Origin of the sequence: Micromonospora sp. WMMD1102, from assembly GCF_029626265.1 — a bacterium.
Classification (GTDB): domain Bacteria; phylum Actinomycetota; class Actinomycetes; order Mycobacteriales; family Micromonosporaceae; genus Plantactinospora.
Genome location: NZ_JARUBN010000001.1, coordinates 6,653,434 through 6,675,945, shown reverse-complemented (window position 1 = coordinate 6,675,945; position 22,512 = coordinate 6,653,434). Strand labels below are relative to the sequence as shown.

Genomic DNA, 22,512 nt, shown 5'->3' with positions numbered 1-22,512 from the left:
CCAGCTCTGCTGCCGGCCGGCAAACGGCTGTTCCGGTGTGCGGAGGGGCTGGTCGGGGCCGGGCGCTAGCCTGGGCCGCACAACTGACCTCCTGGGTCGCATCCCTGGCCGCCCGGGCCGCGTCCTCGTCGATCGGGAGAACTCCGTTATGCACGGCAAGCTGTTGAGCCGGCGGGCGCTCAACCGGGCCACCCTGCACCGACAGCTGCTGCTGCGCCGGTCGGACCGTACGCCGGTCGAGGCGCTCGAACACCTGGTCGGGATGCAGGCCCAGACCACCCACACCTGGTACGTCGGCTTCTGGACCCGGCTGCGTGACTGTCCACCCGAGGCGGTGGCGGAGCTGTTGACCGATCGGCGGGCGGTCCGGGTCGCGCTGATGCGCTCGACCATCCACCTGGTCACCGCCGCCGACGCGCTGGCGCTGCGCCCCGTGCTGCAACCGGTGGTCGAACGCGGCCTGACTCAGACCTACGGCCGGCGGCTCACCGGAGTGGACCGGGACGAGGTCGTCGCCACCGCCCGCGAGCTGCTCGACGAGCGACCGCTGACCTTCGGACAACTCGGAAAGGCCCTGGCGCGGCACTGGCCGGAGCACGATCCCGAGGCGCTGGCCCAGGCGGTCCGGGCCTTGGTGCCACTGGTCCAGGTGCCGCCCCGGGGCGTCTGGGGACGCAGCGGGCTGGCCGCCCACCAGAGTGTCGAGAAGTGGCTCGGCCAGCTGCCGCCGCCGGCCGGCTCCGTCGACGACCTGGTGCTCCGCTATCTGGCCGCCTTCGGCCCGGCCACCGTGCGTGACGTGCAGGTCTGGTCCGGACTGACCCGGCTCGCCGAGGTACTGGAACGGTTGCGCCCGAGCCTGGTGCCGTTGCGGGACGAGACCGGGGCGGAGCTGTTCGACCTGCCCGACGCCGTACGCCCCGATCCGGACGTGCCTGCCGCGCCCCGGTTCCTCTACGACTTCGACAACCTGCTGCTCTCGTACGCCGACCGGTCCCGGGTGCTCACCGAGGAGTTCCGGTCCCGGTCGGTGACCCGCAACGGCCAACTGCCCAGAGCGGTGCTGGTCGACGGCTTCACCGCCGGCACCTGGACGACCGTCGTCGAGCGGGGCAGCGCACTGCTCACGGTCGAGCCGTTCGCCCGGCTCTCCGCCGCCGACGCGGCGGCGCTGGAGGTCGAGGGAGCGGATCTGCTGCGCTTCCTGGCCGGTGACGACTGCTCACCGGAGGTCAGGATCGTGGGTCCACGCTGACCGGTGCGGTGCTCGGCTGTCCCGGTCGCCGGGGGCGGAGCGCTCCGGCGGCGAGGGCGACGAAGAGCGCGAGCAGGGCCGGCAGCGCCAGCGCGCGGGGCAGGCCGAGCAGTTCGGCGGCACCGCCGATCACCACCGGCCCGACGAGGAAGCCCAGGTAACCCAGGCCGGCGACCCGGGCCAGCGCCCGGCCGGCCTGGCTCGGGTCCCGGTTGCCGGCGGCCGAGAAGACCTGCGGTGCGATGCAGGAGAGGCCGGCGCCGAGGCAGCCGAATCCGATCAGCCCGGCGACCGGGTGGCCGACCAGCAGCGCCCCGCCGAGCCCGACGGCGGCCAGGATGCCGCTGCCGCGTACCAGGGGCACCGGACCGAGCGCGGCGGCGAGCCGGTCGCCGACGAGCCGGCCGGCCGTCATCATGATCGCGAAAGCGGCGTACGCGGCGGCGGCGAAACCCGGCTCGCTGCCCAGGCTCTCCCGGAGATACACCGTGCTCCAGTCGGCGGCGGCCCCCTCGCCGACCAGGCAGCAGAACGCCAGTACGCCGAGGAGGAGCACGCCCGGCGACTCCCGCCGCCGCCCGCCCGACCCGTCACCGCCAGACTGCCCGGCGTCGGCGGTTGGCGGGGTGGGGGAGGTGGGCGGTGCGGGGTGCCCGGTGCGGGGCAGGGCCCACCGGGTGGCCCAGCCGGCGAGGCCGAGCGCGACCAGCCCGGTCGTCCAGAAGGTGACCGGGACACCGGCGTCCGCGCGGGCGAAGAGGCCGCCGACCGCCGCGCCGAGAAATCCGCCGATGCTGTAGACCGCGTGGCAGGACGAGAGCATCGGGCGGCCCCGGGCGCGTTCCACCTCGACCGCGTTGGCGTTCATCGCGATGTTGAGGGTGCCGTGCACGGCGCCGAAGACGAAGAGGGCCAGGGTCAGCGTGACCAGGTTGCCGGCGTACCCGGGAAGCAGCAGGCAGCCACCCTCGGCCAGGGCGACCGGCAGCATCACCCGGACGCTGCCGTACCGGTCGACCAGGCGTCCGGTGAACTGCATGCCGGTGATGGCCCCGGCGGCGAGCCCGAGCAGCCCGATGCTGAGCTGGCCGTCGGTCAGGCCCAGGTTCTCCTTGACGGCGGGGATCCGGGCGGTCCAGGTGCCGATCGCCATCCCGAAGAGCAGGAACAGCAGCGACACCGCGATCCGGCCACGGCGCAGCGCGGCAGGGTCGTCGAGGGACGGTGGCGACGGCACGGACACCCCCACGGAACCGGAAGGGATCTCAGCCAAGCACCACCGACCCGACCCGGCAACCCGGTAACCCACGGCGGTCCTGCGGTGGCGGGCCCGCCTTTCCGGCCGACCCCGACCCCGGCTACCGGCTACCGGCTCCGGCGCTGGACGAACGCCTCGATCCCGTCGAGCAGCCGTTGCAGCCCGAAGTCGAACGAGCGGGCCGGGTCGGCCGGGGCCTGGTATTCGGCACCGGCCACCGAGCCGACCCGGGCGGCCACCGGATAGCGCTCGGCGTCGAAGACCTGCGCCAGCAGGGGTTCGTAGCTCTGCCACCACTGCTCGGTGGTCATCCCGGTGCGCTGGCGCATCTGGGCGGTCTCCACGGCACCGCGTACCGCGCCGTGCACGTAGTCGGCGACCAGGCTGACCAGCAGGTCCATCTCGACCTCGGTCAGGCCCAGCCCGTCGACGGCGGTCAGTTCCCGGTCGTACTGGGCCAGCAGGTTCGGGCCGAGCACCGGCACGCTGCGGGCCACCTGGAGCAGCCAGGGGTGGCGGCGGTAGCGGTCGTAGTTCTCCCGGGCCAGCCGCTCGACCCGGCTGCGCCAGTCGCCCCCGCCGTCGTCGGGGGCGTCGGTCCGGGCGTGCACGGCGTCGAGCATCACGTCGATCAGCTCGGCCTTGCCCGGCACGTAGGTGTACAGCGACATCGCGGTGACGCCGAGTTCGTCGGCGACCCGTCGCATGGAGAGCCCGGCCAGTCCCTCGCGGTCGGCGATCTCGATCGCCGCCCGGACGATCCGGTCCACCGTGAGCTTGGGTTTCGGGCCCCGCCGGGGGCGATCGGGTACGCCCCAGAGCAGCTCCATGCTCCGCTTCGGGTCGCCACTGCCGCCGTACTCCGTCGTCACCTCGCCATCCTCCCCGAACCAGAACTCTCTACAGCGTACGCCGTAGGATGGTTCGCGGCTCAGCTCGGTCGGCCCGCCCCGCTGAGCAGCCGGTCGCCGAGATCGGTGCGCGAGTAGAGCACCTGCCGGCCGGCCCGGCGCGAGGTGAGCAGCCCGGCGGCCCGCAACGCCTGTAGGTGCACGCTGAGCGTCGGCGCGGCGAGTGCCATCTGGGTGGCGGCCTGACTTGTCGACATCGGCAGGTCGAGCTGGGCCAGCAGGGCGGCCCGGGTGTGCCCCAGGACACCGGCCAGCGCCGAACCGGCCTGCTCGGGGTGCTCCTCCCAGAGCCGGCCGAGGCCGCGCGGCGAGTAGGAGATGCTCGGCGACGCGGGCTCCGCCGTCCGCACCAGGACGTCCGGCCAGGCGAAGGCGCACGGTACGAGGAGCAGGCCGCGCCCGCCGCAGTCGGCGTGGCCCTCGTAGTAGTTGACGATCCGCAGCGTCTGGTCGGCGAAGGTGACCGACGGGTGCAGGTTGCCCATCATCCGGTCGACGCCGCCGTCGGCGAGCGCGTCGAGCCGGTAGGCGATGTCGTCGTTCAGCAACGCCTCGATCCGCTTCCAGTCCGGCGCGATCGCGACCCGGTGGTATGCCTCGATCGCCCCGGTGACCCGGCCGAGGCCCGCATCCGGCCGGTCCACCAGCGCCTGGAGCAGGGCCTGCCGCCCCTCCCGGCCGGGCTCCTGCTGGGCGATCCGGTGGGTGGCCAGGTGCGCCAGCTCCCGCGCCACGATCTCCGGGTCGGCGTCGGCGACCCGCGCCAGCTCCTCGGCGAAGGACGAGGACCGGCGCTGCGGCGGCACCAGGAAGTCCGGGAGGTAGCCCGCCGGCCGTACCAGCGCCCGGAGCAGTTCGAGGTCGCGCTCGCGCAGCCGGTCCGCGCGCTCGGCGAACCCGTCGAGCCAGGGCCGGTGCAGGTGTGCCCCCCGCCGGCCGGCGGCCAGCGTACGTAGGCTGGCGACGGTCTCCATCAGCGGCGAGGTGGCGAAGCGTACCCGGGTCAGGTCGATCGCCGTGAAGTGCAGGTGGATCACGCGTCGCCCCTCCCGATTAGGGCTGAGTCTAATCGTGGCCGACCGCGCGACGCCGACAGCAGACTGGGCACACCCACCCGGACAACGGATAGGACTTCGAAGATGCGAACCCTGGTCTACACCGCCTTCGTCTCGCTGGACGGCGTCGTCGACTCACCCGGCGGCGGCACCGCCTCCGAGGCCCACCGCAGCGGCGGCTGGACGTACAAGGACATCGAGTTCGTGCCGGAGGCGTACGAGCTCAAGGGCCGGGAGACCGAGGAGGCCACCGCGCTGATGTTCGGCCGGGCCAGCTACCAGGTGTTCTCGCCGGTGTGGCCGGACATGGCGGACTTCGCCGCCCTCAAGGACCTGCCGAAGTACGTCGTCTCGACGACCCTCGACGAGGACGCCCTGGTCGACAACTGGGGGGACATCACGATCCTGCGCTCCCTGGAGGACGTCGCCCGGCTGAAGGAGACCGACGGCGGCCCGATCTTCATCCACGGCAGTGCCACCCTCGCCCGCAACCTCTCCGACGCCGGCCTGATCGACCGCTACCACCTGCTGGTCTTTCCGCTGCTGCTCGGGGCCGGCAAGCGGATGTTCAGCGACGCCGACCGGGACAAGCAGATGCTGAGGCTGGTCGAGTCCGAGACGTACGCCAACGGCATCACCAAGCTCGTCTACGACGTGCTGCGCTGAGGACCGCCGACGACCGGTGTCCAGTGCCGTACCGAGACCACGCTGACCCCGGGCGCCCGGTAGTAGGGATCGGCGTCGAGCGCCTCGCGTGCCGCCGCCTCGTCGGTGTCGAACAGCAGCAGCGCACCCGAGTCGTCCGCCCAGGGGCCGGCGGCGACCAGGCCGCCCTCGGCGTGCAGCCGGGCCAGCAGCTCCCGGTGGGCGGGGCGGGCGGCCAGTCGTTCGGTCGGGTCACCGGTGAAACGCACTTCCACAACGATCATGCGCCGACGATACGGCCACCCGACAGGCGGACGCGGTAAACCCTGATACAGCCGCCGCCGAAGCGAGGCTGGGCGGGTGGCCGGGGCGGTCGGGGACAATTCGGTGATGGAACCGAGCGAGTTGCGCAGGCTGGCTGCCGTACCCGTCTTCGCCGGGCTCGGGCCGGCGCGGCTGCGCCGGCTGCTCGACCGCTCGGTGTCGCGTACCGCCCGCCCCGGCGACGTGCTGGCGCTACGCGGCCAGCCCGCCGAGCACCTGCTCGTGGTGGAGGCGGGCACCCTCACCGGGGTGCACGACACGGCGGACGGGAAGCGGCTGCGGCTCGGTGACTTCACCGGCCCGTGTGCGGTCGACAAGAGCGCGGTGCTGGACGGCGGCGGGTACATCGCCACCTGGCTGGCCGGCACCGTGCTGCGCTACCGCCTGGTGCCGGCCGGCGAACTGCTCCGGCTGATCGAGGACGTACCGGCGGTCCGGCGGCACGTGCTCCGGCAACTGGCCGGTGGGCTGCGGGACCGGCAGGCGGAACTGGCCCGCACCGCGTACGCCGACGCCGGGACCCGGGTGGCGGCCTGGCTGGTCGCGGCGGCCGGCCGGAGCGGGCGCCGGGTGCCGCTGCCCGGTGCCCAGCAGGGGCTGGCCGAGTCGGTCGGGCTGACCCGGGTCTCGGTCAACCGGGCGCTGCGCGGCCTCGCCGACGCCGGGCTGGTCCGGGTCGAGCCGGGCGCGGTGCTGGTGCTGGCCCCCGAACTCCTGGCGGCCCGCGCCGCGTCGGCGGACTGACCGGCCGGACGACTGCGCCCCGACCAGGGTCCGGAGGATCGGCTCGCACCTCCGCCGGACGGCCACCGGGCTCTCCCGGACGTACGTCCACCGGGCTCTCGCGGACGCTGCCGCTATCCGGCCGAGCCGATCGCGACGGCGAGCTTGCCGACGGTACCGCTGTTGTTGAAGTCGGTGAACGCCTGCGGCACCTCGTCCAGCAGGTAGGTGCGGGCGATGGACGGGCGCAGCCGGTCGGCGGCGGCCTCGGTGGCGATGTGGTCGAGCACGATCCGGTCCGGGATCGCCTCGATCGTGCTGACGTTCAGCTCCCGGTCGCCGAGCTGCTCGGCATCCACCCCGACGGTGGAGGCGAACCGGCCACCGGGGGTGACCAGGTCGGCGACCATCTCCGGGTCGCCGGCCAGGTGGATGGCGTTGTCCACCCCGTCCGGGGCGAGCCGCCGGACCTGTGCGGCCAGGTCGGCCCGGTGGTCCACGGTGTGCGCGGCACCGAGTTCGTGCAGCAGGTCGGCGGCCGGACCGGCCTCGGCGGTGGCGATCACCGTCGCGCCGCGCGCGGTGGCAAGCTGGACGGCGTAGTGCCCGACCCCGCCGGTGGCCCCCGAGATCAGCAGCGTCTCGCCGCGCCCCGGGCCGACCGCGTCGACGCTGGCCAGCGCGGCGATCCCGGCCAGGCCGAGTACGCCGGCGCAGCGGTAGTCGAGCCCGGCCGGCAGCGGCGCCAGCCCCATCTCCTCCGGCACGACCACGTACTCGCCGAACGAGCCGTCGCCGAGCCCCGGCTTCGCCACCACGCCGAAGACCTTCTCGCCCGGCATGAACCCGCGCACGCCCGGCCCGATCTCGGTGACGATGCCGGCGAAGTCCCGGCCGAGTACCACCGGGAACTGGTGCTCGACCTCGCCGGCCAGGAAGCCGCCGGCGAGTTTGGCGTCGAAACCGTTGAGCGACGAGGTCTGCACCTCGATCTTCACCTCGCCGTCACCGGGCGTCGGCTCCGGCAACTCCCGGACCTCCGGCATCGCCCCGAACGACTCAGACATGACGGCACGCATCTACCGGCCCTCCCCGTTTGCCCGATCCGATCCCGGTGCTTTCCCGCCCAGCCCCGCTACATGCCCCCCAGGCGGTGGATCAGTCGAAGAACCGGGCCAGGTGGCCGGGGTCCGGGCCAGGGTCGTCCGGGCCGAGCGGGGTGAGGTCGGCGAAGATCGACGCGCCGTCGCAGCCGGCGTGCAGCGGGTACCACCGGGGCGCACCGGGATGGCGCTGGCAGATGTGCTTGATCGTCTGTACGTCGAGCAGCCGTACGTGGGTCGGGTCGGCGACCGCGTTGACATGCCCCCACCAGGGGCTCATCACGTGCAGTACGCCGCCGGGGCGGAGCACCCGGTGGCACTCGTCGACAAGGGTCAGGAAGTCGATCAGGTGCTCCAGGATGTGCACCGTGAAGATCACGTCGACCGAGTCGGCGGCCAGCGGCAGCGGGCCGGAGAGGTCGGCCTGGGCGTCCACCCCGGGCGCCACCCGCAGGTCGAGACCGAGGTTGCCGGGGTACTGCTTCGCGGCGCCGCAGCCGAGATCCATCACCACCGGGTCCCGGCCGGCCACCCGTACCCGGGACCAGACCGCGAGTACGCCGTCGAGCCGGCCGACGAGCTGGCGTACCGTGGCCAGCTCCTCGCGGTCGGCCACCTCGCCGGTCAGGTGCGCGACGCCCCGGTCGAACCGCGCCTGCACGGCGGTACCGCGCAGCCGGTCGTCGTGCTTGACCAGGTCGGCGTAGGCCATCCCGAGGAACTCGTCGATCGAGCGCAACCGTTCCCCGGAGGGTGCCCTGTGCAGCTGCGCGACCATCCTCCACCTCCTGGCCGCGGCTACCCGGAATCGTCCCCGTTACGCGTCCGGGTCGGGTTCACCCCGGGGTGCGGTCAGCCGGTGCCGGCCCGCCGGCCGGCCCGGCCGAGGTTGCGCAGCCGCGGTCGGGGCGTCGCCGCCCGGAGTACCCGCTTGAGGTGGTAGCGGTGCAGCTCGGCACTGCCCTGCATGTTGCCGTCCTCGGTCACCGAGACCAGCTCCCAGCCCTGGGCGCCGGCCCGGTTGAGGTGCGAGAGCGCGGTGTCCCCGTACGCGGAGACGTCGAGCACGGCACCGTCCGGGCCGTACCAGGTGTAGACGAGTTCCCAGCCGCTCTCGTCCAGCCGGGGCTGGCGGCGGCGCACCAACAGGGCATACTCCCAGGTGAGCATGGCGTGGTTATTGCCCAGCCCGGCGCCGGGAGAAACGAGGATCGATGGCCGGAGCGCCAGCAGGGCCGCGACCGGGCCGGCCGGGCGATCCAATCGGGCAGGTCGGTCGGTCCGCCGGTCGGCGTCAGGCTTCGCTGACCCGGCCGGCGTCGACCCGGACGTGCCGGGTGGTCCGGGCCGTCTGGAGCATCCGGCGGTCGTGGGTGACCAGCAGCAGGGTTCCCGGGTACGACTCCAGCGCCGATTCGAGCTGTTCGATCGCCGGCAGGTCGAGGTGGTTGGTCGGCTCGTCCAGGACCAGCAGGTTCACGCCCCGGGCCTGGAGCAGGGCCAGCGCCGCCCTGGTCCGCTCACCCGGCGACAGGGTGTCGGCGGGCCGCAGCACGTGCCCGGCGCGCAGCCCGAACTTGGCCAGCAGGGTGCGCACGTCCGCCGGGGTCAGCTCGGGCACCGCCGCGCCGAAGGCGTCCAGCAGGGGCTGGCCGCCGACGAAGAGTCCCCGGGCCTGGTCGACCTCGCCGACCACCACGCCCGGACCGAGCGAGGCGTGCCCGGCGTCCAGCGGCAGCCGGCCGAGCAGGGCCGCCAGCAGCGTCGACTTGCCCGAACCGTTCGCGCCGGTGATCACCATCCGGTCGGCCCAGTCCACCTGGAGGTCGACCGGGCCGAGGGTGAACCCACCGCGCCGGACGACGGCGCCGCGCAGCGCCGCCACCACCGCACCGGCCCGGGGCGCGGCGGCGATCTCCATCTTGAGCTGCCACTCCTTGCGCGGCTCCTCGACCAGCTCCAGCCGCTCGATCAGCCGTTCGGTCTGCCGGGCCTTCGCGGCCTGCTTCTCGGTCGACTCGGACCGGAACTTGCGGCCCAGCTTGTCGTTGTCGGTCGCCTTCCGGCGGGCGTTCTTGACGCCCTTCTCCATCCAGGCCCGCTGGACCCGGGCCCGCGCCTCCAGCCCGGCCCGGGTCTCGGCGTACTCCTCGTAGTCGGCGCGGGCGTGTCGGCGGGCGACCTCGCGCTCCTCCAGGTAGGCGGCGTAGCCGCCGCCGTAGTGCCGCACCTGCTGCTGGTGCAGGTCGAGTTCGAGGATCCGGGTCACCGTCCGGGTCAGGAACTCCCGGTCGTGGCTGACCAGCACCGTGCCGGCGCGCAGCCCGGTGACGAACTCCTCCAGCCGCTGGAGCCCAGCCAGGTCGAGGTCGTTGGTCGGCTCGTCGAGCAGGAAGATGTCGTAGCGGCTGAGCAGCAGCGACGCCAGCCCGGCCCGGGCCGCCTGGCCGCCGGAGAGCGCGGTCATCTGCTGCTCCAGGCCGACGGCGAGGCCGAGTTCGGCGGTGACCTGCTCGGCCCGCTCGTCCAGGTCGGCGCCGCCGAGCGCGAGCCAGCGTTCCAGCGCGGTCGCGTACCGGTCGTGGGCGCCGGCGAGCCCGTCGGTCAGCGCCCCGGTCGCGGCGTCGAGTTCGGCCTGTGCGGCGGTCACCCCGGTCCGGCGGCCGAGGAACGCCCGGACCGTCTCGCCCGGTCGCCGGTCGGGCTCCTGCGGCAGGTGGCCGACGGTCGCCGACGGCGGGTTGAGGGCCAGGGTGCCGTGTTCGAGCGGTTGCCGCCCGGCGAGGGTACGCAGCAGGGTCGACTTGCCGGCCCCGTTGGCCCCGACCACCCCCACCACGTCACCGGGGGCGACGACGAGTTCGAGGTCGGCGAAGAGGACCCGGTCGCCGTGTCCGGCGGCGAGGTCCTTGGCGATAAGTGTGGCGCTCATGAGACTTCAGATGCTATCCGCAGTCCTCCCCGGCGAGGGGCACACTGATCACCGTGACGACCACGTTGGCGATCGACTGCGGCGGTGGCGGGATCAAGGCGTCCGTACTCGACGCGGCCGGCACGATGCGGACCCGGCCGCTGCGGGTGCCGACCCCGTACCCGTTGCCGACCGCGCTCTTCGTCAAGACCCTGCTCGATCTCGGCGGCCGGCTGCCGGCGGCGGACCGGGTCACCGTCGGGATGCCCGGGATGCTCCGGCACGGCGTCGTGGTGGCCACCCCGCACTACGTCACCCGGGCCGGGCCGCGCACCAGGCCGGATCCGGAGCTGGTCGCCGAGTGGTCGGGCTTCGACGTGCGCAGCGCGCTCACCGACGCGTTCGGGCTGCCGACGCTGGTGCTCAACGACGCCGAGGTGCACGGTGCGGGGGTGGTCGCCGGCACCGGCCTGGAGCTGGTGCTGACCCTCGGCACCGGGCTGGGCTGCGCGCTCTTCGACGGCGGGCTGCTCGCTCCGCACCTGGAGCTGTCCCAGGCGCCGGTCCGGTGGGGGATGAGCTACGACACCTACGTCGGCGAGCACGAGCGGCGCCGGCTCGGCGACGGTTTCTGGTCGCGCCGGGTCCGGGGGGTGGTGGAGGGGCTGCGTCCGGTCTTCCTCTGGGACCGGCTCTATCTGGGCGGTGGCAACTCCCGGCTGGTCCGCCCGGAACAGCTGGCCCGGATGGGCGACGACGTGGTGGTGGTGCCGAACAGCGCCGGCATCGTCGGCGGGGTCCGCGCCTGGGACCTGGGCGCCGGGCGGGGCTGACCGCCGCCGTCCCCGGCTGGGGGCCGGCTCCGCACCCGCTCATGAAACCGGCTGGTGTGCGCAGTTATTGTCGCTACCACGACAATAACTGCGCACACCCCACAACACACCGCACACCGCGCGCACCGCAAGCATCCGCTGTCGCGATCTTGTCCATCGGAACAGTCGCGGTCCCGGCGGTGTTGTGCCAGCGTCGAGGGGAAGTAGTCGCGACATGAGGAGGTGGGTCTAGTGGATCTTCTGGCCGAGTACCGCCGGGCGACCATGTACTTCGAGACCGGGGACCCGTCCGGGGCCGCCCGGTTGCTGGAGCCCATCGTCGAGGCCGAGCCCGACAACGCCTCCGTACGCCAGTTGCTCGCCCGCGCGTACTTCCAGTCGGCGCAGCTCGCCCGCGCCGAGGAGCAGTTGCGCACCCTGGTGCGGCGCGACCCGAGCGACCACTACGCGCACCACGTGCTCGGCCGCACCCTGGAACGGGTCGGCCGGCCGGAGGAGGCACTTAGGCACCTCCGGATCGCCGCCGCGATGTACGCCGAGAACGACGACTACCGGGTCGCCCTGGAACGCGTCGAGACCCGGGTCGGCGGTCGGCGGTGAAGCTCAAGCTCGACCTGCACGAGATCTTCAACAAGGGACACGACATCGACCGGGCGCTGCGCGGAATCATGGACGAGGCGGTGGCCAAGAAGGCCACCATGGTCGAGATCATTCCCGGCAAGGGGTCGGGACAGTTGAAGAAGCGGGTACTCCGCTTCCTCGACCAGAAGGACGTCAAGCAGCTCTACCACCGGGTGGAGAAGGACTCGAAAAATTTCGGTCGCCTCTTCGTGCACTTCCGCTGGAAGTAGGCCACCGACGCGCGGAGACCCCCGGAAGGCAAACTTCCGGGGTCTCGCGGTGCGGGATCGGGGCTACCGGCGCCGGGGGACCCAGTAGAGGATCTGGCCGGCGATCAGCGCGGGGTGTGTGTCGGGCATCGCCTGCATGGCGCGGGTGAGGTGCGCGCCGAGGTACATCATCAGGCCCACCCGGTTGCCTTTGAAACCGATCAGCAGGGCGAGCCGGGCTGGGGCGCAGGGCCAGGGGTCGTCGCAGGTCAGGCAGCGGTACGTCGGCGCGGGGTGGTGCCGGCCGGCCGGGTGGCTGCGCTGGGCGAGCCGGCGCATGTGCCGGTACCAGCGCTCCTGCGGCCCGATCACGGCTACCTCCGGCCGACTCGCTGAGGCTGGCGCAGCCGCTCCCCGTAGCGGCCCCGGTTAATCTGGGCGGGCGTCAGGTGCCCTACGTGGCCGGTCGTCTCCCGGGACTCCCGGGCGATGGCAGCGGCGCTTGCCGCCTCCCGGACCGCTCTGCGGAACTCGTGCCGACTGATCGGCTGCAGGCGCGGCTGGTACGGCATCGGTACCAGCTCGACCGAGTCCGGGCAGACCCAGCGGAAACCGCACCGGCAGTAGCGCCAGAGGCGCCACCACGCGCGACGATGACGAGGCTTGGCGAAGCGTTGTCCCATGTCGTGCCCTCCCGAGTCGGCGGATAGCAGAGGGGCGGCACCCGGTTCCAGTCCCGAGCACCGTCTGTAATCGACCCTGGACTGTGACGGCATGGTGACGGAAGATGAGCGAGGTGGGCGCCGGACGGTGGCGACACCACCTTTCGACCACCCGGGGTGATAGTCATGGATGACCAGCCGGCATCACTTCCGGCCCGCATCCGGGAGCTGCGCACGCAGCGGAAACTGTCTCAGGACAGGCTCGCCGCGGCGATCGGCGTGGCCAAGTCGACAGTGCAGTCCTTCGAGAGCGGCAAGCTGATCCCGCAGGAAGGCACGGCGCAGCGCCTCGACGGGGCGTTCGGCACCGGCCAGGAGCTTCAGGAGCTGGCGAAGAATGCCCACGACGACCTGCGCCCGTGGTTGCGCTCGTGGGAGGATCACGAACGCCGCGCCCTGACGCTGCGCGCCTACCAGCCACTGCTGATCCCCGGCCTCCTCCAGTGCGAGAGCTACATGCGGGCGGTCTTCGCGGGATCTCCCGGTAACGCCGGCCGTGTCGACGAGCTGACCGCCGGCCGCCTGGCCCGCCAGGGCGCGACCATCGGCCGGGAACACCCTGCGATCCTGAGCGCCATCATCGGAGAGGTCGCGCTGCGCACCGGGCCACCCGAAGTCCTGAAGGAACAACTCAACCACCTTGTCGACGTGGGTCACCTGCCACACGTCAAGGTCCGCGTCGTCGCCCAGGGGGCCGGCGGGCTGCACGTCGGCCTCGGCGGCGCTTTCGTCCTCGCCGGCCTGCCGGAGGGCCGCCGCGTCGGCTACATGGACGACCAGTTGACCGGCCGCGTCGCCACCTCCCATGTCGAACTCGCCCGACTCGATGTAGCGTGGTTGGAGGTGGACGCGCTGGCCATGTCTGCCGACCAGTCCAGAGACGTGATCCTGAGGATGATCGATGGGCAGAAGTGAGCCACGCTGGCGGACGTCATCGCGCAGCAACGCTGTCGGCGAGTGCGTGGAGGTTGCGGACAACATCCCCGGCCTGGTGCTGGTCCGGGACACCAAGGACCGGGACGGCGGCACCCTGACCTTCGAGCCCGCCGCCTGGCAGGCGTTCGTCAGCCTGGCGAAGCAGAGCGTCTGACGTCAGCTCTCGGCTGTGCGCCGGACCGGCCCGCCCCGAGGCGTGACCTCGGGACAGGCCGGCGCGTGCGTCGGGTCGGGTCAGGAGGAGCAGGTGTTCAGCATGGTCTGCAACGCGCTCTTCTCCGTCGACTGCAACCGCAGGCCCCAGTTGTACTTGGTCCGGATCCACATCTTGGCGTAGGTGCAGTGGTAGGCGGTGCGGCTCGGCTTCCAGGTGGACGGGTCCTGGTCGCCCTTGGCCTGGTTGACGTTGTCGGTGACGGCGATCAGCTGCGGGCCGTTCAGGTCGTTGGCAAATGACTGCCGGCGATTGGTCGCCCACGAGCTGGCGCCGGAACGCCACGCCTCGGCCAGCGGCACGATGTGGTCGATGTCGACGTCCGCCGGGTTGCTCCAGGTCGCCCCGTCGTACGGGCTGTACCAGCTGCCCGAGGTCGGATAGCAGGAGCTGTCCACACCCACCCCGCTGCCGTCGCGCCGCAGTACCGTCTCCCGGGTGTTGCAGGCGCCGCTGACGGTGCTCCAGTGTGGGAAGAGGTCCCGGCTGTAGCCGCTCATCGAGCCCTGGGCGGCGACGGTGAGGGCGTTCAGGTTGGACTGCGCGGTGGACTTGGCCGGGATGCCGGGCGGGGTGGCGCCGGCCGGGGTGGCGACCAGCAGGGACGCGGCGATCGTCGCGCTGGCCGCGGTGGCGGCGAGGGTCAGCCGGAGACGGTGACGTCGGAGGTGGAACACGGATGCCTCCCGAGGCTCTGGGGGTACGGGAGAGATCAACTTAACTGACCACCGTGTCCGGATCGCCACGCTGACGTAACCGACCATCGACGCCCGCCGTAATGCGCGGCGCCACCCTGCGGGCAGGCGAGGCGTGCACTCGGGCCGGGCGGCGGGCCCGTCCGGTCCAGGACGGGCCGCGCCCGGCGCCGACCCTCGGTCGCCTCAGGCCGGTTGGCTGCTGCTGGGGGTGCTGGGAGTGCTGGGAGTGTTCGGCGTGCGCGGCTGGCGGGGCGCCGAGCTGCTGGTGCCGTTGTCGGAGACCGCGGGTGCGGCACCGACACCGAGTACGGTGAGCGCGGCCAGCAGCAGCGCCATCCACTCGTTCGAGTCGAGTCCACCGAGGATCACCGTGGCCAGCACCTGGAGCACGCTGAGCAGCACGGCGACGGCGGTCTTGCCCCAGCGGTACTGCGGGGTCAGCGGCACCAGGTAGACGCCGACGGCGGTCGCGGCGGCGATGGCGATCTGCACCGCCTCGTCCGACTCGATGCGCTGGTCTCCGGAGAGTGCGCCGTACGCGACCGTGAGGGCCGCCCCGACAACGGCGGCGAGGGCCTTGCCGTACTTACGGATCATGGGATTCTCACCGTACCTCTCGGGTGGCGGGTCGACCGGACGCGGACCTTACCGCCTGTCCTGGCGCCATGGTGTAACAGTCCGCCGCCGACTGTCAGTCAGATATTTGCCGGCACGCGGTCGGGCTTCCTGTCGTGCCGCCGAGTTCACCCGTCAGGGGTGAACTCGGCGCTCGGCCCGGCAGGAGTGCGCCGGTCCGGTGGCATTTCCGCGGTCCGATTCGGACCGACGATTCCCGGATCGGTCAGACCAACCCGCTCAGGGCCAGTACCTCGTCGGCGCATCCCCAGGAAAGGGCGAGCCCGGAGCCGCCGTGCCCGTAGTTGTGGATGAGCGGATTCCCGTCGACCTGGTCGCGTTCGATCCGTACGCTCGACCGGCTCGGCCGCAGCCCGACCAGGATGCGCCGGACCCGGGCCACCCGGAGCAGCGGCTCGACGGCCGCGCAGCGCTCGACGATCGCCGCTGCCCTGGCCGGGTCCGGGGTGAGGTCCTCGGAGCCCGGGGTGGCGCTGCCGCCGAGTACGACGTGGTCGCCGTGCGGCAGGATGTAGGTCAGGTCCTCGTGTTCGGCCCAGTCCTGGAAGAACGTCTCTATTCCGGGATTGTCGACGACCACCAGTTGTCCCCGGGTCGGAAATACCTGGTCGTCCGGCACCAGATATCGGGAACCGAGCCCGGTGCAGTTCACCAGTACGCCAGCGGTGCCGGCGAGTTCCTTGAAGGAGCGGATCGCGCCGATTTCGATGGTGCCACCCTGGCCGAGCAGTCGTTGGGTGAGATATTCGAGATAGGCCGGCATGTTCGCCAGGGGACTTGTGTAACGCCATCCGCTGACGTATCCGGGCGGCAGTTCGTCGGCGGGGCAGAGTTCGAAGTCGAAGATGTCGCGGACGCAGGCCGGCGGATCCAGCGGAAAGGGCGCGACCTCCAGACCACGGACCAGCCGGATGCCGGAGGACGGGTCCTCGGCGATCTTCTCCAGGGTCAGTCGGGTCTGCTCGCTCCAGTGCACGACGCGTTCGTCGGCCAACTCGTAGGGCCCCCAACTCGCCCCGGCGGAGGCGGAGGTGGTCTGCTGGGGCGGGCTCGCGGCCCTGATCCGGACCGAGAGTCCGGCCTCGGCGAACCGGACCGCGGTGGACAGTCCGATGACGCCCGCGCCGACAACGAGAGCGTCGGGCCGTCGGGGTGCTGCCATTGGGCCATATTAACGGAGGTCTTAGCCGGCCAGTGGTCGTGTGCTGCCGGATTCCCGGTTGCGCGGGCGCGGGTCATCACCCCGACACGTCAATATGGATTCGATGGCGTCGGCATCGGCTGGAAATTGCGGCCACGCATTACCGTGGGTGGTGGAACTGCCGGCGGTCCGACCGGTCGAATTCGCGACGACCAGGCATTTCCGTCGACGACCCTCGCGGCTAGTTACGCTGTGTGAGCGTAGTGCTCCGAGGGGTTGTGGTGGCGGGCCCGCTCGGGTGGTGCCGTCGGGCGACCCAGGTGGTTCCCTCGGGCGGCCCGGGGTGGCGGTCCGGTCGGCGGTTGCCGGCTCGGTGGGTCGGCGGTCGGCCGTTCGGTCGGTCGTGCCCGGGGTGCGGCGCCGGCTGTCCCGCTTCGATGGGATTTATCGCCGTCGACCGCTGCCGTCGCCGCCGGTGACCGGTTGACAGGCACGATACTCGATGTCAATCTCCCCGTATTCTCCCACTGGGAGCGCTTCCATAGATCTTGCTCCACGTCGTACCACCCCCGCCCGGCGGTGCCGGACACCGGTCACCGCGCCCACCGGAAGGAATGACGTGCTCAGACCCCGCTCGCCGCATACCGCGCCACTCGCCGCCGCCACCGTCGCGGCCCTGGCCGCCACCCTGCTGACCGCGTCCGGCCCCGCCACGGCGGCCGCCGACGAGGCACCGGAACAGATCGTCAACGGCACCTTCGACGACGGCCACGCCCCCTGGTGGGGGACGGCCAACATCAGCCTCGACTCCAGCACCGGCCAGCTCTGCGCCGCGATCCCCGGCGGCACGGTGAACCCGTGGGACGTGATCATCGGCCAGGACGTCGTCGCGCTGGTGGCCGGTGAGTCGTACGAGTTCAAGTTCTTCGGCCAGGCCACCCCGAACAAGGTCGGCCGGGCGCTGGTCCAGTTGCCGGTCGACCCGTACACGCAGTACCTGTCGGCCAGCCCCGAGCTGAGCGTCTCCGGCAACGAGTACAGCTACACCTTCACCTCCCCGGTCGACCTGCCGAACGCCCAGGTCGTCTTCCAGCTCGGCGGCAGCACCGAGCCGTGGACGATCTGCCTGGACAACGTCTCGCTGACCGGCGGCGCCGAGCCGGACGTCTACGAACCGGACACCGGCCCGAGGGTCCGGGTCAACCAGGTCGGCTACCTGCCGAAGGGACCGAAGAACGCCACGGTGGTCACCGAGGCGACCAGCCCGCTGCCCTACCAGCTGCGCGACCGGGCCGGCCGGCTCGTCAAGCAGGGCCGGACCACCCCGCGCGGCCTGGACCGCTCCTCCGGGCAGAACGTGCACACCATCGACTTCGGGCACTTCACCCGGCCCGGCACCGGCTACACGCTGACCGCCGACGGCGAGACCAGCCGGCCGTTCGACATCGGCGCCGACTTCTACGAGCAGCTCCGTACCGACGCGCTGAAGTTCTACTACACCCAGCGCAGCGGCACGGAGATCTCCGACGCGCTCCGCCCCGGCTACGGCCGCCCGGCCGGACACGTCGGGGTGGCGCCGAACCAGGGCGACACCTCGGTGCCCTGCCAGCCCGGCGTCTGCGACTACACCCTGGACGTCTCCGGCGGCTGGTACGACGCCGGCGACCACGGCAAGTACGTGGTCAACGGCGGCATCTCGGTGCACCAGCTGATGAGCGAGTACGAGCGCAGCCTCCGGGCCGGCACCGGCGAGCCCTGGCGGCTCGGCGACCGCACCCTGGCGCTGCCGGAGAGCGGCAACCGGGTGCCGGACATCCTCGACGAGGCCCGCTGGGAGCAGGAGTTCCTGCTCAAGATGCAGGTGCCGGCCGGTAAGCCGCTGGCCGGGATGGCCCACCACAAGATCCACGACGACTCGTGGACCGGGCTGCCGCTGCTGCCGCACCTGGACGCCAAGTTGCGTGAGCTGCACCCGCCGTCCACCGCCGCCACCCTCAACCTGGCCGCCACCGCAGCCCAGGCGGCCCGGGTCTTCAAGCCGTACGACCGGCGGTTCGCCGAGCGCAACCTCGCCGCCGCGAAGACGGCCTGGGCCGCCGCGCTGGCCAACCCGGAGCGGTACGCCGACCCGGCCGACGCCAACGGCGGCGGCGCGTACAACGACGCCGACGTCACCGACGAGTTCTACTGGGCCGCCGCCGAGCTGTACCTGACCACCGGGGCGAAGGAGTACCGCGACTTCGTGCTCGCCTCGCCGCACCACCGCGGCGACGTCTGGCGGGAGCGCGGGATGGACTGGGGCAACACCGCCGCCCTCGGCCGGCTGCAACTGGCCACGGTGCCGAACAGGCTGCCGGACCGGGCCCGGGTGCGCGCCTCCGTCGCCGAGGGCGCCGACCGCTACCTGGCCACCCTCGAGGCCCACCCGTACGGCATCCCGTACAACCCGTCGGACAACCTCTTCGACTGGGGTTCGAACAACCTGATCGTCAACAACGCCATCGTGCTGGCCACCGCCTTCGACCTGACCGGCCGGGACCGCTACCGGGACGGGGTGTTGCAGACGATGGACTACATCTTCGGCCGCAACGCGCTGAACCAGTCGTACGTGACCGGGTACGGCGAGGTGGCCTCGCGCAACCAGCACAGCCGCTGGTACGCCCGCCAGCTCAACCCCGAGTTGCCCAACCCGCCCCGGGGCACCCTCGCAGGCGGCCCGAACTCGGCCATCCAGGACCCGGTCGCCCAGCAGAAGCTGCGCGGCTGCGCGCCGCAGTTCTGCTACATCGACGACATCGAGTCCTGGGCGACCAACGAGCTGACGATCAACTGGAACTCCCCGCTGTCCTGGATCGCGGCCTTCGTCGCCGACCAGGACAACGGCGACGCCCGGCCCCACCGGCGGCACTGACGCCGTCCCGGGAACCGACGCGTCCGTACGCGGCGCGGACTCCGGCCGGCGGCGCGAGAGCTGCCGGCCGGAGACCCGGCCCACCGCACCTGGCCCGTTGTGGATGAGGTGGGCCGTTGCCCGGACATCGCGGATGCCCGTTGTCTGAACAGGCGTCGCGAACCCCGTCCGGTGTCACATCGGACGGTCACCGTGCACACCGGACGGGCGCACGGCGGCGTCGCCGGGGGTCCGTCCCGGTGCCGGCGCGAGCCGCCCGGAGGTTCCATCGGACCGGAGGTCACATCGGATACGTCCGGGCCACCGCCACCAGCTCCGAGCTGTGCGAGCCGACGATGCCGACGCCGGGCGGGCGCGGCCGGAAGCCGGGCAGCCCGGCGAGCCCGTCGCTGGCGTCCATCGCCCGCAGCCGCACCGGGCCGCCCCCGGCCGGGCGCAGCCGCAGCTCGATCTCGATCCCCTCGACCGGCGGGGCGTGGAACACCACCCCGAACGGCGCCGGGCCGGCCGCCGAGCCGTCGCCGGGCTCGACCCGGACCTCCCGGCCGGCGACCCGCGCCGCCACCACGCTGGCGGTCGCCGGGTCGACGTGCAGCGCGGCGAACCGTACCGGCCGCTGCGGGACCAGCCGGACCCGCAGGGTACGCAGCCCTGACTCGGTGACGTCGCCGAGCGGGTCGAGCCGGGGCGGGGGCAGTGCGGCGGCCTCGGCCGGGCCGGCGCGCAGTTCCCCGTCGCCGAGGACCGGGAAGGTGTCGCCGAGCCGGGTCGGGCCGTCGACGTACCCGTCGGTCCACGGCTGCGGATCGGTCTCCTCGCTGAGCCAGCGGGCGGTGCCGGTGTCGGCGTCCAGCGCGTACATCAGATGGGTCGGCACCGGGTGCCCGGCGTCGAACCGGTCGACGGCCAGGCCGGTGCCGGCGAGGAGCGCGGCGCCGAGCAGCGCGGCCAGCGCCGGCAGCGCACCGCGCCGCCGGGCCCGCAGCGCCGCCATCCCGCGCTGGCCGCCGGCCGCCGGGTGCAGCAGGTCCAGCACGGGCAGCGCGGCCAGCCCGAGCAGCACCGCGAAGAGCGCGCCGACGCCGCCCATCGCCATGCCGAGCGCCGGGAAGAGCAGCACGACGGTGGGTAGCAGCAGGAGTACCCCGACCGCCGCACCGGCGGTCACCGCGACCACCGCCCAGGGGCCGTCCCGGCGTACCGCCAGGGCGGCCAGCCCGGTGAGCACGCCGGCCAGCGCCGGCAGGGTGGTCAGGTACGACCCGCCGGGCGCGACGAGCGCCAGCAGCGCCCCGAGTACGGCGAGCCAGCCCAGCCCGCCGACGGCCAGTGCCGCCGGGCCGACCCGCCGCCGGGTCAGCGCGTACCAGCCGGACAGCACCGCGGCGGCGAGCGCCAGCACCGCCAGTCGATACCACAGTGGACGGTACGGGTCGAGCAGCGTCGCGTAGCCCGGCCGCAGCGCCGTGATCCCGGCCCAGAGCAGGTACGCCCCGGCCGGGGCGAGCACGATCGGCAGCAGCGCCAGCCCGAACCCGGCGGCGAGCCGGGGCCAGGAGGCGCGTCCGCCGCGTCGTACGGCGAAGGCCAGTACCCCGACCCCGGCCAGTGCCAGCAGCGCGAGCGGCAGGGTGAGCCAGCCGGGGTACCGGGCCAGCCCGCCGGGCAGCGGGAAGTACGTGGCGTCCCCGTCGGCGCCCAGCCGGGCCAGGTCGACCGCGCCGAACTCCCGGGCCAGCCCGAGCGCGTTCGCCCCGTGCTGTTGCAGGCTGCCCCGGTCGACGTTGGCCGGGGTGTCCAGCGGGGTGTGGTAGAGCGCGGCGCCGTCGATGTAGGCGGCGTTCAGCCCGGTGAAGCCGTGGTCGAGGAAGGCGGTGAAGTCGGTGTCGTTCGGCAGCAGCCGGTAGACCTCGACCGCGAACGAGGTGCCCACCGGGTACGGCGCCGCCCGGCCGAAGACCTCCACCAGGCCGGCGTTGCGCAGCGAGGTCTCGAACATGATCACCGGTCCGGTGCTGCCCCGCGCCTCCAGGTTGAGCACCACCCCGCCGTCGGCGGCCAGCGGATGCTCGGCGGCGAACGCCGAGGCGCCGCAGAGGCACGCCTCCTCGGCGTCGGTGAAGACCAGCACCACGTCGTTGCGCGGCCGCTCGCCGGAGGTCAGCGCGCGGGCCACCTCCAGCAGCGCCGAGGTGCCGGCACCGTCGTCGTTGCCGCCCGGACCGACCTGCACCGAGTCGTAGTGCGCCACCAGGAAGACCCGGCCGGTGGGGTCGGTGCCGGGAATCCGGGCGACCACGTTGCGTACCCGGGCCAGCGTCGCGCCGCCCGCGCCGCCGCTGAGCTGTCCGGCCTCCTCGGCGACGGTGTCCTGGACTTCCGGGGCGAGGCCGAGGTCACGCAGGGTGTTCTCCAGGTACCCGCGTACCTGCTCGGCGGCCGGACTGCCGGCCGGATGGGTCTGCGCCGCGATCGTCCGCAGGTGCCGGTACGCCCGCTCCGCGCTGAACTCCCCGGCCGGCGCGTCGAGCCCGGCCGGTGCGGGGGTGCCGAGGCCGAGCACGGTGACCGTGCCGACCGCCAGCAGCGCGGCCAGCGCGGCCAGCGCGGCCGTCAACCGGCGCCGGGGCCGGGCCAGCGCCCGCTCGGGGACGGAGGAAGGGTGGTAAGGGGTGGGCACGGGTGCCTCCAGGGGTCGGCAGCGACTGCCATCATCGCGGTCGGCCCGGACCCGGCCAGCCGGGGTCACCCCACTGGCGCCGGGCCGGGTCACCCTGCTGGCCGCCGGTCGCATAGCGTGATACTCATGTCCACGTACCGACTGACCGATCCGGCGGACGCGCTGCGTGAGTTCGTCGCCCGGGTGGCGCCCTACGACCCGGAGCCGGACGCCCCGCCCGTCGGGGTCCTCGACGTCCGGAGCGCCGGGGAGGCCGGGACGATCCCGCTCACCCCGCACCTGGCCCGGGCCCTCACCGAGGCACTGGCCGGCTACCGCGACCCGGCCGACCGGGGCGCCTGCGCGGGTTGCGGCGGGCGGCGGCTGGACGAGAACCTGCACTGCCTCGACTGCGGCCGGCTGCACGGGGTGCTCGGCCAGGTGATCGCGGACCGGGCCGAACAGGTGCGCCTGCGGCATCCGGCCGGTCCGGCGGAAGCCCCGAGGTGACACCGGGAGCCGTGTCGGCGCCACCTGTGTTGTGTGGCAGCGTTGGGTGGTACAGGATCGGCGCGGATCGTCGTGGCGGACGCGGTACGGAAAGGGCCGGACGAGACGCGGGGGGCGCGGTTACCGGACGGCCCGGTCGGGGCGGCCGTGGCGGCGGGGAACGGAGCGAGGAGGCGTCGTGACCGGATGGAGGGGGGCGGCCCGGTGACCGGGTCGTCCGTCGTACCCGCGCCCTCG

The 22,512-nt window shown here is 73.0% G+C and carries 22 protein-coding genes and 1 pseudogene; 10 read left to right on the top strand and 13 right to left on the bottom strand.

Annotated elements, in window-relative coordinates:
* Window positions 1-148 precede the first annotated feature (148 nt).
* Entirely contained in the window at window positions 149-1,255 is a 1,107-nt protein-coding gene (locus O7626_RS30065; protein WP_278064405.1) for a winged helix DNA-binding domain-containing protein, read from the top strand.
* Here the strand turns inward: O7626_RS30065 and O7626_RS30060 are convergent.
* The 3 genes from O7626_RS30060 to O7626_RS30050 all read right to left on the bottom strand — a co-directional run bounded on the left by O7626_RS30060 (window position 1,233) and on the right by O7626_RS30050 (window position 4,461).
* Complete coding sequence (locus tag O7626_RS30060) at window positions 1,233-2,498, bottom strand: MFS transporter (protein WP_278064404.1); 1,266 nt, start codon at window positions 2,496-2,498, stop codon at window positions 1,233-1,235. The genes O7626_RS30065 and O7626_RS30060 overlap by 23 nt on opposite strands.
* Window positions 2,499-2,620: 122 nt before the next feature.
* The gene (locus O7626_RS30055; RefSeq protein ID WP_278064403.1) at window positions 2,621-3,385 is read right to left on the bottom strand and encodes a TetR/AcrR family transcriptional regulator; all 765 of its coding nucleotides are present in this window, start codon (window positions 3,383-3,385) and stop codon (window positions 2,621-2,623) included.
* Window positions 3,386-3,444: 59 nt separating this feature from the next.
* Window positions 3,445-4,461, bottom strand: a complete 1,017-nt coding sequence (locus O7626_RS30050; protein ID WP_278064402.1) for a DUF5937 family protein — start codon at window positions 4,459-4,461, stop codon at window positions 3,445-3,447.
* Between the two features lie 102 nt (window positions 4,462-4,563).
* Between O7626_RS30050 and O7626_RS30045 the strand changes: the two genes are divergently transcribed.
* Complete coding sequence (locus O7626_RS30045) at window positions 4,564-5,145, top strand: dihydrofolate reductase family protein (protein WP_278064401.1); 582 nt, start codon at window positions 4,564-4,566, stop codon at window positions 5,143-5,145.
* On the opposite strand, the gene O7626_RS30040 is transcribed toward O7626_RS30045, so the two are convergent.
* Window positions 5,127-5,408, bottom strand: a complete 282-nt coding sequence (locus O7626_RS30040) for a YciI family protein (RefSeq protein WP_278064400.1) — start codon at window positions 5,406-5,408, stop codon at window positions 5,127-5,129. The two genes, O7626_RS30045 and O7626_RS30040, sit on opposite strands and share 19 nt — an antisense overlap.
* Before the next feature lie 106 nt (window positions 5,409-5,514).
* On the opposite strand from O7626_RS30040, the gene O7626_RS30035 reads away from it, so the two are divergent.
* Window positions 5,515-6,192: a Crp/Fnr family transcriptional regulator gene (locus O7626_RS30035; RefSeq protein ID WP_278064399.1), complete on the top strand. Its 678-nt coding sequence runs from the start codon at window positions 5,515-5,517 to the stop codon at window positions 6,190-6,192.
* A 113-nt stretch (window positions 6,193-6,305) separates the two neighbouring features.
* Here the strand turns inward: O7626_RS30035 and O7626_RS30030 are convergent, their stop codons facing one another.
* The 4 genes and pseudogenes from O7626_RS30030 to O7626_RS30015 all read right to left on the bottom strand — a co-directional run bounded on the left by O7626_RS30030 (window position 6,306) and on the right by O7626_RS30015 (window position 10,206).
* Entirely contained in the window at window positions 6,306-7,238 is a 933-nt protein-coding gene (locus tag O7626_RS30030) for an NADP-dependent oxidoreductase (protein WP_278064398.1), read from the bottom strand.
* A 91-nt stretch (window positions 7,239-7,329) separates the two neighbouring features.
* Window positions 7,330-8,052 (bottom strand): methyltransferase domain-containing protein, encoded by a 723-nt coding sequence (locus tag O7626_RS30025; protein ID WP_278064397.1) that lies wholly within the window; start codon window positions 8,050-8,052, stop codon window positions 7,330-7,332.
* 143 nt (window positions 8,053-8,195) lie between these two features.
* Window positions 8,196-8,444 (bottom strand): annotated as a pseudogene (locus O7626_RS41595) (hypothetical protein); the annotation flags it as partial.
* Window positions 8,445-8,568: 124 nt separating this feature from the next.
* Window positions 8,569-10,206, bottom strand: coding sequence for an ABC-F family ATP-binding cassette domain-containing protein (locus tag O7626_RS30015; protein WP_278064395.1), 1,638 nt, complete (start codon window positions 10,204-10,206; stop codon window positions 8,569-8,571).
* Window positions 10,207-10,259: 53 nt separating this feature from the next.
* Between O7626_RS30015 and O7626_RS30010 the strand changes: the two genes are divergently transcribed.
* From O7626_RS30010 to O7626_RS30000, 3 genes are all read left to right on the top strand, one after another.
* Window positions 10,260-11,018 carry an ROK family protein gene (locus O7626_RS30010; RefSeq protein ID WP_278064394.1) on the top strand — a complete coding sequence of 253 codons (759 nt, stop codon included), beginning with the start codon at window positions 10,260-10,262 and terminating at the stop codon, window positions 11,016-11,018.
* Window positions 11,019-11,249: 231 nt separating this feature from the next.
* Entirely contained in the window at window positions 11,250-11,618 is a 369-nt protein-coding gene (locus O7626_RS30005) for a tetratricopeptide repeat protein (protein ID WP_278064393.1), read from the top strand.
* Window positions 11,615-11,869: a Smr/MutS family protein gene (locus O7626_RS30000; RefSeq protein ID WP_278064392.1), complete on the top strand. Its 255-nt coding sequence runs from the start codon at window positions 11,615-11,617 to the stop codon at window positions 11,867-11,869. Before O7626_RS30005 ends, O7626_RS30000 begins: the two co-directional genes overlap by 4 nt.
* A gap of 63 nt (window positions 11,870-11,932) precedes the next feature.
* Here the strand turns inward: O7626_RS30000 and O7626_RS29995 are convergent, their stop codons facing one another.
* Window positions 11,933-12,220 carry a hypothetical protein gene (locus tag O7626_RS29995; protein ID WP_278064391.1) on the bottom strand — a complete coding sequence of 96 codons (288 nt, stop codon included), beginning with the start codon at window positions 12,218-12,220 and terminating at the stop codon, window positions 11,933-11,935.
* A 476-nt stretch (window positions 12,221-12,696) separates the two neighbouring features.
* Here O7626_RS29995 and O7626_RS29990 point away from each other — a divergent pair, with 476 nt between their 5' ends.
* A complete protein-coding gene (locus tag O7626_RS29990; protein WP_278064390.1) occupies window positions 12,697-13,485 on the top strand; it encodes a helix-turn-helix transcriptional regulator in 789 nt (262 codons plus the stop codon).
* On the top strand, window positions 13,472-13,660 hold the full coding sequence (locus tag O7626_RS29985) for a DUF397 domain-containing protein (RefSeq protein ID WP_278064389.1): 189 nt from the start codon (window positions 13,472-13,474) through the stop codon (window positions 13,658-13,660). Before O7626_RS29990 ends, O7626_RS29985 begins: the two co-directional genes overlap by 14 nt.
* An 80-nt stretch (window positions 13,661-13,740) precedes the next feature.
* Here O7626_RS29985 and O7626_RS29980 read toward each other — a convergent pair whose 3' ends face one another.
* The 3 genes from O7626_RS29980 to O7626_RS29970 form a co-directional block, all read right to left on the bottom strand.
* A complete protein-coding gene (locus O7626_RS29980) occupies window positions 13,741-14,334 on the bottom strand; it encodes an HNH endonuclease family protein (RefSeq protein WP_278066377.1) in 594 nt (197 codons plus the stop codon).
* A gap of 267 nt (window positions 14,335-14,601) precedes the next feature.
* On the bottom strand, window positions 14,602-15,015 hold the full coding sequence (locus tag O7626_RS29975) for a hypothetical protein (protein ID WP_278064388.1): 414 nt from the start codon (window positions 15,013-15,015) through the stop codon (window positions 14,602-14,604).
* 244 nt (window positions 15,016-15,259) lie between these two features.
* On the bottom strand, window positions 15,260-16,216 hold the full coding sequence (locus O7626_RS29970; RefSeq protein WP_278064387.1) for an FAD-dependent oxidoreductase: 957 nt from the start codon (window positions 16,214-16,216) through the stop codon (window positions 15,260-15,262).
* A gap of 598 nt (window positions 16,217-16,814) precedes the next feature.
* On the opposite strand from O7626_RS29970, the gene O7626_RS29965 reads away from it, so the two are divergent.
* A complete protein-coding gene (locus O7626_RS29965; protein WP_278064386.1) occupies window positions 16,815-19,106 on the top strand; it encodes a glycoside hydrolase family 9 protein in 2,292 nt (763 codons plus the stop codon).
* A 280-nt stretch (window positions 19,107-19,386) separates the two neighbouring features.
* Here O7626_RS29965 and O7626_RS29960 read toward each other — a convergent pair whose 3' ends face one another.
* Entirely contained in the window at window positions 19,387-21,786 is a 2,400-nt protein-coding gene (locus O7626_RS29960; RefSeq protein WP_278064385.1) for a M28 family peptidase, read from the bottom strand.
* 126 nt (window positions 21,787-21,912) lie between these two features.
* On the opposite strand from O7626_RS29960, the gene O7626_RS29955 reads away from it, so the two are divergent.
* On the top strand, window positions 21,913-22,275 hold the full coding sequence (locus O7626_RS29955; RefSeq protein WP_278064384.1) for a hypothetical protein: 363 nt from the start codon (window positions 21,913-21,915) through the stop codon (window positions 22,273-22,275).
* Window positions 22,276-22,512 lie beyond the last annotated feature (237 nt).

Excerpts from the sequence above, each read along its gene's own strand:
- O7626_RS30015 (WP_278064395.1), bottom strand. The coding sequence starts at position 10,206 with ATGAGCGCCACACTTATCGCCAAGGACCTCGCCGCCGGACACGGCGAC.
- O7626_RS30045 (WP_278064401.1), top strand. The coding sequence starts at position 4,564 with ATGCGAACCCTGGTCTACACCGCCTTCGTCTCGCTGGACGGCGTCGTC.
- O7626_RS29975 (WP_278064388.1), bottom strand. The coding sequence starts at position 15,015 with ATGATCCGTAAGTACGGCAAGGCCCTCGCCGCCGTTGTCGGGGCGGCC.
- O7626_RS29970 (WP_278064387.1), bottom strand. The coding sequence starts at position 16,216 with ATGGCAGCACCCCGACGGCCCGACGCTCTCGTTGTCGGCGCGGGCGTC.
- O7626_RS30035 (WP_278064399.1), top strand. The coding sequence starts at position 5,515 with ATGGAACCGAGCGAGTTGCGCAGGCTGGCTGCCGTACCCGTCTTCGCC.
- O7626_RS30040 (WP_278064400.1), bottom strand. The coding sequence starts at position 5,408 with ATGATCGTTGTGGAAGTGCGTTTCACCGGTGACCCGACCGAACGACTG.
- O7626_RS29990 (WP_278064390.1), top strand. The coding sequence starts at position 12,697 with ATGGATGACCAGCCGGCATCACTTCCGGCCCGCATCCGGGAGCTGCGC.
- O7626_RS29985 (WP_278064389.1), top strand. The coding sequence starts at position 13,472 with ATGGGCAGAAGTGAGCCACGCTGGCGGACGTCATCGCGCAGCAACGCT.
- O7626_RS30025 (WP_278064397.1), bottom strand. The coding sequence starts at position 8,052 with ATGGTCGCGCAGCTGCACAGGGCACCCTCCGGGGAACGGTTGCGCTCG.
- O7626_RS29955 (WP_278064384.1), top strand. The coding sequence starts at position 21,913 with ATGTCCACGTACCGACTGACCGATCCGGCGGACGCGCTGCGTGAGTTC.
- O7626_RS30065 (WP_278064405.1), top strand. The coding sequence starts at position 149 with ATGCACGGCAAGCTGTTGAGCCGGCGGGCGCTCAACCGGGCCACCCTG.
- O7626_RS30030 (WP_278064398.1), bottom strand. The coding sequence starts at position 7,238 with ATGTCTGAGTCGTTCGGGGCGATGCCGGAGGTCCGGGAGTTGCCGGAG.